Source organism: Bacillus bruguierae (assembly GCF_037104725.1).
In the GTDB taxonomy this organism is placed as follows: Bacteria; Bacillota; Bacilli; order Bacillales; family Bacillaceae_G; genus Bacillus_A; species Bacillus_A bruguierae.
Genome location: NZ_JBAWSX010000009.1, coordinates 180,083 through 193,112 on the forward strand (window position 1 = coordinate 180,083; position 13,030 = coordinate 193,112).

The 13,030-nt window shown below is 35.0% G+C and carries 17 protein-coding genes and 1 pseudogene; 12 read left to right on the forward strand and 6 right to left on the reverse strand.

The annotated features are described in order from the left end of the window. Positions 1–17: 17 nt before the first annotated feature. The 3 genes from WAZ07_RS16125 to WAZ07_RS16135 all read right to left on the reverse strand — a co-directional run bounded on the left by WAZ07_RS16125 (position 18) and on the right by WAZ07_RS16135 (position 1,113). Positions 18–152 carry a hypothetical protein gene (locus tag WAZ07_RS16125; RefSeq protein ID WP_272188028.1) on the reverse strand — a complete coding sequence of 45 codons (135 nt, stop codon included), beginning with the start codon at positions 150–152 and terminating at the stop codon, positions 18–20. Between the two features lie 6 nt (positions 153–158). Further along, the gene (locus WAZ07_RS16130) at positions 159–302 is read right to left on the reverse strand and encodes a hypothetical protein (protein WP_336473268.1); all 144 of its coding nucleotides are present in this window, start codon (positions 300–302) and stop codon (positions 159–161) included. Positions 303–489: 187 nt separating this feature from the next. Next, positions 490–1,113 carry a trimeric intracellular cation channel family protein gene (locus tag WAZ07_RS16135; protein ID WP_336473269.1) on the reverse strand — a complete coding sequence of 208 codons (624 nt, stop codon included), beginning with the start codon at positions 1,111–1,113 and terminating at the stop codon, positions 490–492. 88 nt (positions 1,114–1,201) lie between these two features. Here WAZ07_RS16135 and hflX point away from each other — a divergent pair, with 88 nt between their 5' ends. The 4 genes from hflX to glnA all read left to right on the forward strand — a co-directional run bounded on the left by hflX (position 1,202) and on the right by glnA (position 5,692). Next, positions 1,202–2,482 carry a GTPase HflX gene (hflX, locus tag WAZ07_RS16140; protein WP_336473270.1) on the forward strand — a complete coding sequence of 427 codons (1,281 nt, stop codon included), beginning with the start codon at positions 1,202–1,204 and terminating at the stop codon, positions 2,480–2,482. Further along, complete coding sequence (locus tag WAZ07_RS16145) at positions 2,475–3,746, forward strand: methionine gamma-lyase family protein (RefSeq protein ID WP_336473271.1); 1,272 nt, start codon at positions 2,475–2,477, stop codon at positions 3,744–3,746. The genes hflX and WAZ07_RS16145 overlap by 8 nt, the downstream gene beginning before the upstream one ends. Positions 3,747–3,967: 221 nt before the next feature. Continuing rightward, positions 3,968–4,309: a MerR family transcriptional regulator gene (locus tag WAZ07_RS16150; protein WP_090913681.1), complete on the forward strand. Its 342-nt coding sequence runs from the start codon at positions 3,968–3,970 to the stop codon at positions 4,307–4,309. Between the two features lie 48 nt (positions 4,310–4,357). Beyond that, entirely contained in the window at positions 4,358–5,692 is a 1,335-nt protein-coding gene (glnA, locus tag WAZ07_RS16155) for a type I glutamate--ammonia ligase (protein ID WP_090912947.1), read from the forward strand. A gap of 109 nt (positions 5,693–5,801) precedes the next feature. Here the strand turns inward: glnA and WAZ07_RS16160 are convergent. The 3 genes and pseudogenes from WAZ07_RS16160 to WAZ07_RS16170 form a co-directional block, all read right to left on the reverse strand. Beyond that, positions 5,802–6,903, reverse strand: a pseudogene (locus tag WAZ07_RS16160) (tyrosine-type recombinase/integrase). Between the two features lie 57 nt (positions 6,904–6,960). Continuing rightward, entirely contained in the window at positions 6,961–7,389 is a 429-nt protein-coding gene (locus WAZ07_RS16165) for an ImmA/IrrE family metallo-endopeptidase (RefSeq protein ID WP_336473272.1), read from the reverse strand. Between the two features lie 22 nt (positions 7,390–7,411). Continuing rightward, the gene (locus WAZ07_RS16170; RefSeq protein WP_336473273.1) at positions 7,412–7,840 is read right to left on the reverse strand and encodes a helix-turn-helix domain-containing protein; all 429 of its coding nucleotides are present in this window, start codon (positions 7,838–7,840) and stop codon (positions 7,412–7,414) included. Positions 7,841–7,983: 143 nt separating this feature from the next. Between WAZ07_RS16170 and WAZ07_RS16175 the strand changes: the two genes are divergently transcribed. The 8 genes from WAZ07_RS16175 to WAZ07_RS16210 form a co-directional block, all read left to right on the forward strand. Then, the gene (locus tag WAZ07_RS16175) at positions 7,984–8,241 is read left to right on the forward strand and encodes a helix-turn-helix domain-containing protein (protein ID WP_336473274.1); all 258 of its coding nucleotides are present in this window, start codon (positions 7,984–7,986) and stop codon (positions 8,239–8,241) included. After that, positions 8,226–8,927: a Rha family transcriptional regulator gene (locus tag WAZ07_RS16180; RefSeq protein WP_336473275.1), complete on the forward strand. Its 702-nt coding sequence runs from the start codon at positions 8,226–8,228 to the stop codon at positions 8,925–8,927. Before WAZ07_RS16175 ends, WAZ07_RS16180 begins: the two co-directional genes overlap by 16 nt. Positions 8,928–8,946: 19 nt before the next feature. Beyond that, positions 8,947–9,213, forward strand: a complete 267-nt coding sequence (locus WAZ07_RS16185) for a group-specific protein (protein WP_336473276.1) — start codon at positions 8,947–8,949, stop codon at positions 9,211–9,213. 152 nt (positions 9,214–9,365) lie between these two features. Continuing rightward, positions 9,366–9,683 (forward strand): hypothetical protein, encoded by a 318-nt coding sequence (locus WAZ07_RS16190; protein ID WP_336473277.1) that lies wholly within the window; start codon positions 9,366–9,368, stop codon positions 9,681–9,683. 93 nt (positions 9,684–9,776) lie between these two features. Beyond that, the gene (locus tag WAZ07_RS16195; protein WP_336473278.1) at positions 9,777–10,673 is read left to right on the forward strand and encodes a DnaD domain-containing protein; all 897 of its coding nucleotides are present in this window, start codon (positions 9,777–9,779) and stop codon (positions 10,671–10,673) included. Between the two features lie 11 nt (positions 10,674–10,684). Then, complete coding sequence (locus tag WAZ07_RS16200; RefSeq protein WP_336473279.1) at positions 10,685–10,993, forward strand: hypothetical protein; 309 nt, start codon at positions 10,685–10,687, stop codon at positions 10,991–10,993. Positions 10,994–11,563: 570 nt separating this feature from the next. Then, entirely contained in the window at positions 11,564–11,950 is a 387-nt protein-coding gene (locus WAZ07_RS16205) for a hypothetical protein (RefSeq protein ID WP_336473284.1), read from the forward strand. A 237-nt stretch (positions 11,951–12,187) separates the two neighbouring features. Then, positions 12,188–13,030 (forward strand): lysozyme family protein (locus tag WAZ07_RS16210; protein WP_336473280.1); only part of this gene is annotated, 843 nt, incomplete at its 3' end.

Sequence of the window (13,030 nt, forward strand, 5' to 3'; positions counted from 1 at the left end):
GCGTAATGCTTCGTGTTTTATTTCGTATTCTTTGTTTTTGCGCGTTGTTCTAATTGGCTTTTTGGACTTTGATCTGCTACATCTGAAGCGAGTCCTTGTGGATTAACGCTGCTGCTTTGTCCACGATTACGTTTGTTATTTCCTTTTGCCATTTTACCTCACCCCTGTTCTTCTTTTGCTTTTTGTTGATATGCCTTGTGATAGCGCTCCATTTTTTTGCTTTTTTCGTATGCGGAATTTACATCATGTCCAAATTGATCTACGGAACTTCTTTGCGCGCCTTTATTCACGTGCTTTGTCATTTGTCTCACCTCTCTTTATGGAATAGTATTTACGGATATGTGCAAAAAACATGCAATAAAATAATACTTTCATGAGTGGTATTTTTCGTTACTAATGATGATAAGGAGGATTAAGTGGAATGTTTTTTTGATTAGGATAGGGGAAAGTAGAAAAACCCTTTACAAAAAAAGTAAAGGGTTCATTTGTTTATCTATCACTGAAATGTTCAATCTTTTCTACACTACGATGTGGCAAATGCCATTTGTAATAGATAGAAATCATACGGAAACATACGATAAGAACGAATAAAATATACAATGCTGAGTCACTCGCAACAATTTTAGCACCAATTAACAATCCGGCTAAAATTGTCCAAAGTGCATAAATCTCTGATTGTAGTACAAGTGGTTTTCGGCGTGCTAATAAATCACGGATAATACCACCCCCGATTCCTGTTAACACAGATGCTACAATCGTTGCGCTAATTGGTAAGTTTAGTTTTTGTGCATATAGTGCACCTTGAATTGCAAAAGCAGATAAACCAATTGCATCGGTGATATTTTCCCAGCGTTTCCAATGTTTAATAAGTTTATTTGGAAATAAGAAGATAATAGTTATTGATAATAGTGCAATTTGAAATAGCATATCTTGTTGCCAAAACGAAACAATTGGATAACCGATTAATAAATTGCGCATTGCGCCTCCTCCGAAGGCGGTTGCCATCCCTAAAATATAAACCCCAAAAATATCATATTCTTCTTCCATCGCGATGATTGCTCCGCTTAAAGCAAAGGCAATTGTACCAATGATGCTAAATAAATCCCATGCCATGAAATTCTCCCCCACTAACTAGATGAAATGTTTTTACTCTGCTATTATATTAGAAGGTTTAATTTTCGAAAAGGATGAGTGAAGATATTTGTTAGAAAAAAAAGAAAAAGTGATACTAGTTGGCTGTCAATTACCCCAAGATGATGACGAACGTTTTGAACATTCAATGGAAGAGCTAGCTTCATTAGCAAAAACAGCACAAGCAGAAGTGTTAGTTATGGCGGTGCAAAAGCGTTCTAAGTTCCATCCAGCAACGTATATCGGGAAGGGGAAGTTAGAAGAACTTACTTTGCTTGCAGAAGAACTAGAACCAGATGTTATCATTTTTAATAATGAATTAACACCGAGCCAAATTCGAAATTTATCAGCACAGTTAGATGCGAGAGTTATTGATCGTACACAACTGATATTAGATATTTTTGCTCAGCGCGCGAAGTCGAGAGAAGGGAAATTGCAAGTGGAACTTGCACAGCTACAATATGCGTTGCCGCGTCTTGTAGGACAAGGGCAAGCGTTATCTCGTCTTGGCGGTGGTATTGGAACAAGAGGTCCGGGGGAAACGAAGTTAGAAACGGATCGTCGTCATATTCGTTCTCGCATTGATGAAATTAAACGGCAACTCTTTGGTGTAGTAGAGCATCGAAAAAGATACCGTGAACGACGTAAGGAAAATCAGGTTTTTCAAGTTTCTTTAGTTGGATACACGAATGCTGGAAAATCTACGCTGTTTAACAGATTAACAGCGGCTGATACATTTGAGGAAGACTTACTGTTTGCAACTCTTGATCCGACGACACGTAAAATGCAGTTGTCATGTGGATATACAGTGTTATTAACAGATACAGTTGGGTTTATTCAAGATTTACCGACATCGTTAGTTGCAGCATTTCGTTCCACGTTAGAAGAAGTAAATGAAGCGGACGTTATTTTGCATGTTATCGATTCAGCTGATCCAAATTATATTGGGCATGAAGAGACGGTGAAAAAATTATTGCAAGATCTTGAATTTGATCACATTCCAATTATTACTGTGTACAATAAAAAAGATAAGTTACATCCAAACTTCATTCCGTTCCCGAAGAATGATTTTATTATGACAAGTGCTTTTCAAGCGGTGGATTTAGAAAAATTAAAAGAAGTTGTAGAAATAGAAATGATGAAGCGAATGGATTCGTATGAATTAATGATTCCGGTGCATGAAGGCAGATTGTTGACGCTTTTAAAAACAGAAACAGTATTAAAAGCAATGACGTTTCGAGAAGAGAAGCAAGCATATGAATGTACAGGGTATATTTTTGCTCATTCTCCGCTAAACGGACAAATCCATAAATATTCAACGAGAAAAGGAGAAGAGAAAGAAGATGTTTAATCGATTGAAGAATGGGGAAAAGATTGCCCCAATTGTAAAAGAAGTAGAAATGCAAATTGCGGGAATACATAAATATATTGATGGAGTAATTGAAAGTAATCAATTTCGTGTGTTAGAAAGTTTTCGTAATCATAAAATTAGTGACGCGCATTTTATTCCAACAACAGGATATGGCTATGATGATATCGGCCGTGATACGTTAGAAAAAGTGTATGCTGATGTATTTGGGGCAGAAGCAGGTCTCGTACGTCCGCAAATTATTTCTGGAACTCACGCAATCTCTACAGCGTTGTTTGGAATTTTACGCCCTGGTGATGAATTGTTATATATAACTGGGAAGCCATATGATACGTTAGAAGAAATTGTTGGTGTTCGCGGAAAAGGCGTTGGCTCATTTAAAGAGTATAATATCGGTTACCAGGCAGTTGCTTTAACAGAAGAGGGATGTGTTGATTTTGCTGCAGTGCAAGCGGCAATTCGTGAAAATACAAAAATGATTGGGATTCAACGTTCAAAGGGCTATGCAACTCGCCCGTCATTTACAATTGCCGAAATTAAAGAAATGATTGCATTTGTAAAAGAAATTAAACCGGATGTTGTTGTGTTTGTAGACAACTGCTATGGAGAATTTGTAGAAGAGCTAGAACCGTGTCATGTCGGTGCAGATTTAATGGCAGGTTCACTTATTAAAAATCCGGGTGGCGGCATTGTGAAAACGGGCGGCTATATTGTTGGGAAAGGGCAATATGTAGAAGCGTGTGCATATCGTTTAACGTCCCCAGGCATTGGAGCAGAAGCTGGTGCATCTTTATATAGTTTACAAGAGATGTATCAAGGGTTTTTCTTAGCGCCACATGTTGCTGGTCAAGCACTAAAAGGTGCGATTTTTACAGCGGCCTTTTTAGAAAGGCTTGGTATGAATACATCGCCAACTTGGGATGCGCCGCGAACAGATTTAATACAATCTGTTCAATTTGATGATAAAGAACGTATGATTGCATTTTGCCAAGCGATTCAATATGCATCACCGATTAATTCGCATTTTACACCATATCCAAATTACATGCCGGGGTATGAAGACGATGTGATTATGGCTGCAGGTACATTTATTCAAGGTGCGAGTATTGAATTATCAGCAGATGGTCCAATTCGTCCGCCTTATGTTGCTTATGTACAGGGGGGCTTAACATATTCGCATGTGAAGATTGCGATTTGTTCTGCTATTGATACGCTTATTGAGAAAAAACTATTAGTAATTTCTTAAATAAAAGCTGCCAATTTTGGCGGCTTTTTTGTATATAAGTAATGAATTGAGCCATTTTAATAAGAGTGAAAAAATTTTTCAAAAAACCATGTAAGAAAAGCTGACATCTGTTGACATGATACATAACATGGTATAAAATGAGATCAAGTTAAGGCGAAGGGGGAACTGAAGTGACGCAAAATGATCGACGTTCTGCTCCGCTGTTTCCAATAAGTATAGTTATGGATTTAACACAATTATCTGCACGTCAAATTCGTTACTATGAAGAACATAAATTGATTTCCCCAACCCGTACAAAAGGAAATCGTAGATTATTTTCATTTAACGATGTAGATAAATTGTTAGAGATTAAAGATTTGTTAGATCAAGGTTTAAACATGGCTGGTATTAAGCAAGTACTACTAATGAAGGAAAATCAATCAGAGGCGAAACAAGTAAGAGAAGAAGTGAAGGAAATTTCGAAATCTGAGCTTCGTAAAATTCTTCGAGATGAACTGCAACATACAGGCAGATTTAATCGAACGTCTTTACGACAAGGTGATATTTCAAGGTTTTTTCATTAATGATTGATAATTTTGAGAATGTTTAGAGGGACTAAGGAGGAATTGAACATGGCAAAGTACACAAAAGAAGATATTTTCCGTTTAGCGAAAGAAGAGAATGTAAAGTATATCCGTCTGCAATTTACGGATCTTTTAGGAAGTATTAAAAACGTAGAAATTCCAGTTAGTCAGTTAACAAAAGCTCTAGATAACAAAATGATGTTTGACGGATCTTCTATTGAAGGATTTGTTCGCATTGAAGAATCTGACATGTACTTATATCCAGACTTAGATACATGGGTAGTCTTCCCGTGGACTGCTGAAAAAGGGAAAGTAGCGAGATTAATTTGTGATATTTATAATGCAGATGGTACACCGTTTGAAGGTGATCCACGTAACAACTTAAAACGCATGTTAAAAGAAATGGAAGAACTAGGCTTCACTGATTTCAATCTTGGGCCAGAGCCGGAGTTTTTCTTATTTAAAGTTGATGAAAAAGGAAATCCAACATTAGAATTAAATGATAATGGCGGATATTTCGACCTTGCTCCGATGGATTTAGGGGAAAACTGCCGTCGTGATATCGTTCTTGAACTTGAAGAAATGGGCTTTGAAATTGAAGCATCTCACCATGAAGTTGCACCAGGACAACATGAAATTGACTTTAAATATGCAAGTGCAATTAAGGCATGCGACGATATTCAAACGTTTAAACTTGTTGTAAAAACAATCGCGCGTAAACACGGTTTACACGCAACATTTATGCCAAAACCACTATTTGGTGTAAACGGTTCTGGTATGCACTGTAACTTATCACTATTCAAAAATGGTGAGAACGTATTCTACGATCAAAATGGTGATTTACAATTAAGTGACGATGCTCGCCACTTCATCGCAGGTATTTTGAAACATGCACCAAGCTTTACAGCTGTAACAAATCCAACTGTAAACTCTTATAAACGTTTAGTACCTGGATATGAAGCACCTTGTTACGTAGCGTGGTCTGCACAAAACCGTAGCCCGTTAATCCGTATCCCTGCATCTCGCGGTGTAAGTACGCGTGTAGAAGTACGTAGCGTAGACCCAGCTGCAAACCCATATTTAGCAATGGCTGTATTACTAGCAGCAGGTCTTGATGGGATTAAAAATAAACTAGCGGTACCACCTGCGGTAGATCGCAACATTTATGTAATGACTCCAGAAGAACGCGAAAAAGCAGGCATTATTGATTTGCCAGCTACATTAGCACAAGCATTAAATGAACTAAAATCAAGCGAAATCATTTGCGGTGCGTTAGGAGAACACTTACTTGAGCACTTTATCGAAGCGAAAGAAATTGAGTGGGATATGTTCCGTACGCAAGTTCACCAATGGGAACGCGATCAATATATGACTCTTTACTAAGAGTGGGAGGCCTTGATACTACTGGTATCGGGGCTTTTTTCTTTTTGTGGGTAAATCAACGCTGAGGGTATGAGCAGAAAAAGAGCCACAAAAAATCGAAAAAATTTTTTTATCCTAAGATATCATTCATATATGCTTCAAATTCAGCGATGGAAACTTTATTAATTTTGTCGCTAATATGTGAATAAATATTCGAGGTAATTTCTATATTTTTGTGTCCTAATCGTTCTTGAAAGTATTTCATACTTGCACCAGATTCTAATAGAAGAACTGCATGTGTATGTCGAAGTGAATGAATTTCTAATTTTGGCAAGTCTGCTTTCTTAAGGATTCACGAAAACGCATTGAATAAAGTTGATTTTGGTAAAAATCTACCGTCTACTCTAGTAAATACTAAGTTTAACTCATGTTCATATGCTTCTTGTAAAACAAGTTTGTTTTCGTTTTTCCATTTCTTGTGATTAAGTAAATCGTTAGTTAGTGGCTTAGGCATCATAATAGTACGTCTAGAAGTGAATGTTTTGGTATCTCCGAAAAGATTTTCACCTTGTTTAACTGAAAAATCTAAGGTTTTAGTGATATTGATGGTTTGTTCTTTGAAATCAATATCACTCCATTGTAATGCTGCAGCTTCACCTTTTCGCATGCCTGTATTGATTAGAGTTTTGAAAAAAATATAATAGATATAGTTATATTGATAAGCATTTTTTAGAAAAAGAGGGATGTCTTCAGTTCGCATATACTTGAGACCTTCTTTTTCTTTATTGTTTTTATTAGAAATTACTATGTCTTCACAAGGGTTGTATTCAATTTTTTTTAAACTAACAGCTTTTTTCATAGCGTTATGCATTGTACCATGGATAATTTCTATTGTACGTTTACTATATCCTTTATCAGTCAAGTGATTGATGAAATTTTGATACATCATAGGTTTAATCTCTTTTAAGTTGATGTTCTTGAAATAAGGAATTAAATGTTTTTCAATATTACGCTCATGTAGAATAAAAGTGTTTTTTCTAACTGTATTTTCTTTAAATAATTTTAACTAGTCACGAAGGTAATACTTTAATGATGTAGGGGTGCTTTCAACTTCTAAACCATTCAATATTTTTTTCTTCTTCAGCCGCAGCGATTTGGGCTTCTTTTTTTGTTTTGAATCCACGTTTAGTTTTTTCTTTAAACTCTTGAGTATAAGGGTCTTTGAATTTAATACGATATTGTCAGCCGTTACTTACTTTTTGAAAACTAGCCATTTTATTTCCTCTCCTTCAATAAAATTTATAAAACTCTAAGAGTTCCACTGGGATATTATTTTTATATGCTATACATGCTTTTGTATCTCCCAGATTAATGGTTGTATCATCAATTAACAAAAGCGCAGCAAAAGTATTTGCTTCTATCTCTAATTTATCAACAGAAAAAAATGTGTTCTTACGCAGAAAAGGTGTGTTTGCATGAGTGTGTAGGATTGCATGTCCTAATTCATGAGCACAAACCGTTCTTTGCATGGATGGAGATAAATTATTATTAATAACAATAAAACGATTTCTTTTTTCATATTTGTAAAATCCGTTTATTTCCTCGTGTAGATCCCAGTTTAGTATATTAATCTTTAAGTAATCTGCAAGCTCATAGGGGTTATTCGTGTTGTATTTTTTGCAAAGTTGTTTGACTAGATCTCTTATGACGAATTTCAATATTTTCCCTCCTAAGCCCGCATCAGTTATCGTTAGTATTACGATATTTCTTAGGAACGTATTTTTTATTGATTACTTTAGTTTGTTTCACGATGTATTCCATTGCGTCCAATAACGATTCTACAGCTTCCGGACTCATAGGTTCGCCAGAGAACATTAAACCATCTTCACCTTGAAGATCTCTTTTTATTTCTTCCATTCTCTTTGCTATGTCTTTTTCATCTTTTGAAGTAAGGTTACTTGTTTGAGTAGCTCCATCTTCAGTAAGTAATAAATTAATATCAATATCTAAAGCGGAAGCGATTGTTCTTAATGTGTCTAAACTAGGATTGTATCTTCCACTTTCAAGATCACCTAAATACGAGCGTGAAATATTAGCTTTTTCTGCTAAGGCTTTTTGTGTCATTTTCTTTTCTTTCCTATATTTTTTTATGTTTATTGATATGCTCATAAGGCATGTTTCCCTCCTGAAATGTCGGTATTATCGACCTTTGTGAAAAGTTTAATGCAAAAATGACGGAAAAACAATAGAAAATCTATTTACAATATGACGGAAATACCTTACAATAAGTTTTGTAAGGCGGTGATTAACTGATGGAACAGCATGAAACACTGGGGATGATAGTCAAAAAAAGTCGTCAAAATAAAAAGTTGCGACAAATTGAAGTATCAAAATCAGCTTCTATATCTAGGAATTACCTTTCTGATATTGAAAATGACAGGTATACTCCTAGTTTGAAAACTTTTATAAGGTTAGCTTCTGTTTTGGAGTTAGACCTTAATTTATTGGCAAAAATGACGGAAATACAAGTTAAATATAGTGGGGAGGAGTCGAAATGTACGACCAACTAGCTGTAGTGGAAGAGAAGTTTTCATTAAGAGTTATAAATCAGGGTGGAAAATTGTTAGTTGATAGTAGAGAAGTTGCAAATATGATAGGTAAACGTCACACGGATTTATTAAGAAGTATTGAAAATTATATAAAAATTTTAGAAAACGCAAAAATGCGTTCTCAGAATTTTTTTGTAGAGGACAATTATACCACTGAGGGTAATAACAAAGCTTACAAAAAGTATCTCTTAACTCGTAAGGGTTGTGACTTGGTAGCAAATAAATTAACCGGTGAAAAGGGAATACTTTTTACTGCTACATATGTTATGCAATTTGAAAAAATGAAAAGGCAAATACAAGGGGAGCAAGAAATGCTAGGAAACACTTACAGTCAAATTAAACTGCTAGCAACAGGGACACTGGATTTAAACAACAGAGTTACATCCTTAGAAGAAAAAATTGAAACGCAATTAACTATTGATTACGGTCAGCAACGTATTCTGGAGAAGAGTAAAGCCAAAAGAATCTACTTCTTATGGGAAAACGAGCATGTAGATAGAGAAATACATGATTCTACTCGCAAGCTATTCAGATTATTGGGGCGTAATTTGAAAGATGCATTCAATGTTAATAGTTATCGTGACATTTTGAAGAAGGATTTTGAGGAAGCTTTGAACTTTATAAATGGCTGGAGACCAATAGTTTGAAACTCGGGGGGAAACGATTATGTTAAATGTTCAAATAGACGAGGGTGTTGTGAAGGAATTATGTGTGGAAGAAATTCAAAAGAAGGTTAAAGAATATGATGCTGAATTAACGTTTTGGGATACCAAAGAACTTAAAAAGCGTGTATGTATGTCGTGGAATACAATTCAAGATCAGTTCTTCTTTGATCCGCGGTTCCCAAAATTTAAAGTGGGTAAGAAATGGTATTTTCCAGCAAAACAGGTTCAAGCGTTTTTAATAGAGTGGGCAGAAGAAAGGATGGATTAATTATGTTAATAATCGATTACAACAATGTAAAAGTATCTGATTATCTTAGATTACTAGCTCATTATACGTTACCAAATAAAAAGCAACGTCGTTTAATTGAGAACAGATTTATATGTTTAAACGCTCTGATTAAAAAAAGGAAGGTGAATCTAATGGAAATTGAAAGCTTAGTTTTATCAGAAGATGTAGAGTTAGCAAAATCATTGCGTAACAAGAAGGAGAACTACATAAAGAATCAATTCTTGTTAACTTGCATTGCTAGGCAGAAAAATACAGAAGGTAAAACAAAAGAATTCTATCAAGCTTGTAAAGAGTATGAGGAATGGGGAGAAAAAGCTAAAGAATGTAATGAGCAACTAGCAAAGCTGTTCTTCAAAAAGGAAGAGCGTGACCGTGTAGAAATGGTAGCAAATAGAATGCGTGAGGTCGATATACCGGACCATATCATTGAGTACGTGTTAAATGAATAAAAAGAAACCCACGGCAATGGGTTCCTAAAATAAATAGAACTGCATTTATTATAGCAAGTAATTAAAGGTTTGAAAACGTGAGAGGTAGATATTATGGGGATTTTTCGAGTTAAAAAGGATAATAATTATTCTGTCATAAATAATACCAGTTTAAAAGATGAAAGGCTTTCTTGGAAAGCAAAAGGTATTTTGGCATATATTCTTACTCTTCCAGATGATTGGGTGTTTTATAGAGAAGAATTAGCTAGCCATGCGAAAGATGGTATTAACAGTTTGAGAGCTGGGATGCAGGAATTAAAAGAACATGGATATGTTAAACGATTCCCTATAAGGAATGAAAAAAACAAAATCATTAGATGGGAGACTGTTATTTACGAAATCCCAGTGGATGAAAACCAACCAGTGGAAAAGCCAGTGGATGATTTTCCACCGGCTGAAAAACCACCGGTGGAAAATCGCCAGCTACTAAATACTAATATACAAAGTACTAAAGAACTAAGTACTGATATACAAAATACTAATCATCATCATGTTGATAATGACATCACAACTCAAAAATTAATTGATGAAGAATTTAAAATAAGTTACAACTTTTTGCTAGGAAAAGGAATCCCTTTAAGCGAAATTGCGATTACAGAATTAGGAGAGTTTTGTAACACTTTAGGAAGCGAACTAATTGTACATGCAGTAAACAAAGCTCTCGATGAAAATGCACCAAAGTGGAGATATATACGTTCCATTCTTAGTAACTGGGAAAAGCAAAAAGTAAAAACATTAAATGATGTTGCTGCATTAGATACACAGTTTGAGCTTAGTAAGAATAGAAAGAAATCTGGTACAGGATACACACAACGAAATGAAGTGGTACCAGAATGGCTACATCAACAAGAAAATGAAGATTCAAGAGAACAGCATCAACAAAATACTCATTCAAATATAGATGAAGAGCGTAAAAGATTAGAAGCTGTATTGCAAAAATATAAATCCTAGGAGATGTTTACATGTTTGATCTATTTAAGGTAGGAGATTGGTGTGACATTTGCGGAGATAAAATAGAAAGTTTCGAAATGCGTTCCATGTATATTGAAGGATGCGAAAAAACACTTTGTCAAAAATGTTGTGATGAAATAGATAAAAGTGTAAAAGTTGTAGATTTTTATGTAATGCAGGATGTTATGAAAAAGCTGATTGAGCTGTTTGGAAGAAATAAAGTACAGCAATTCAATTTAACTGCAGCCGAACAGTTTGTAAAAGAGAATGACATTTCTATGAAAATAGAAAAACGTGGCGGTAGATTCCACCAAGAATGATTAGGAGAATTTAGTGTATTCTCTACAGCAGAATTAATAACAGTAATTACATTCTTAAAACGAAAGGTTAGTAGCCATTTATGGATGAACGCAGTAATTGGAGCAATCTTAAATTAGCAAATAACAATTACATTATCCCTAGAAGGTAATAGCCATGACTGAACAAATTACGGTTTTAAATTGGAGTTTTGTAAAGTTGAAAATGAAAAAGAAGTACGGCTCTTAATACGTGAGAAATATCGTAAACATTATGATTTTCGAATTCGTAGTGTAGAGATTTCTAATAGATCTTTAGAAGAAATTGAAGCGTTAGATTAAGAAGGAGAAAAGAAAATGGATTTACAAATAGGTAAAGGTTTTACAAAAGTCTCAATCGGGTATTGAGTTGTTTGTGAGATGGAGGATAGGCCACAAATTACACAAGTTGAAAAAACATTAAAGATACGCTCAATAATAAAGTATGGGTCCGTTGGCATAGCGAAGGCTCAATTAATGGTGAATATGGTTACAAAAGTTCGTGGTATTGAACAAAAACAGAATGCAAATAGAAGAAAGTAGGTGAATCATCATTTGTTTGACTGGATGAAAGACTATCAGAAATTAGAAGAAGACATTGCTTATTTGGACTACAACTTAGATAAAACAAAAGTTGAATTAAAACGATGGATTAGTGGTGATTTACGGGATGTGCGTTTAACTGCTGAATCGGACGGTGCGAAAGTAGAAGAACATCTTGAAGCAATTGAATATGAATTAGCTCATAAGATGAATGCTATGTATGATTTAAAGTATTTGATTAGTAGGTTTACAGGATTAGAAAATCGAATACTAAAAATGAAATATGTGGACGGAATGACTTTAGAACAAATAGCTTTTGATTTGCATTATAGTACAGGCTATATCCGACGTAAGCATGCTGAAATAAGAAAGATTGTCAAGTTTCTAGATGAATTTTAATGTTACCTTTATGTAGGTTACATGTGGTGTACAGAAACCATTGAAAAAATGATTTATAGTAGTAATATAAGGTTTTGACGAAAGGGCAACTATTTTATGGTTGCTCTTTTTCTTATGAAAGAAAGTATTATGAATTGATTTTACAGAATAATGAGCATTTAGCAGTTAGATGTACTTAGTAAATGTAGTAGGTTTTTTAGACAGAAAATAATAGGGAAAGTAAGGAGATGTTTAGTAATGAATAAATTAGTTGCTTCAACTAAAACAGTTAATCTGCCGCAACAGGTTCTACGATGGCAGACAATGGTAGAAAATGAATGTACTGCACAAGCTGTACCTGAGTTAGTGCCTTATGTGCTTGGAATTATTATGGTGGAAAGTGATGGGGATTCCGAAAAGACCCCCGATATTATGCAGTCAAGCGAATCACAAGGAAGGCCTATGAATTCAATTGACAACCCTAAGGAGTCAATTTATTACGGAGTAATGCATTTAAAAGGAGCTTTTGCAGATGCAAAGAAGTACGGTATTAATGATTTAAGTGCTATTGTTCAAGCATATAATTTTGGACGTGCTTACATCCGTTGGTTAGCTTCTAACAGTAAACAGCATTCACTACAGGTGGCAGAACAGTATTCTAAAACTGTTGTTGCACCATCTCTTGGAAATAACACTGGCGCTATGGTTCGATATAGTCACCCTATCGCTGTGGCATATAATGGTGGCTATCGATATAAAAATGGTGGGAATTTTTTCTACGCTGAAATTGTTAAACAATATGTGGATTTTAATGGAGGAACTGATCCTACAGATGTAGATACACGTCAGAATATCTCGTTACCGTCTGATTGGCTAACCAATAACTTAGGTTGGCTGCAATGTATGCAACGCCAATCTTGGGTATATAAAGAGCCAAATGAGTTTGCGGAAGTAGTAGGAAAGATTCCTCTTGACAGTGGTCATGTTTATTTAGCGTGCGCATGGGATGGAAAAAGATTTTGGTTTAAAATTGCAAATGACAATTGGGTTCCGGAAACAGCAATGCGTATCGAAAAAGACGGTAAAAGTAAAGGTGTCATT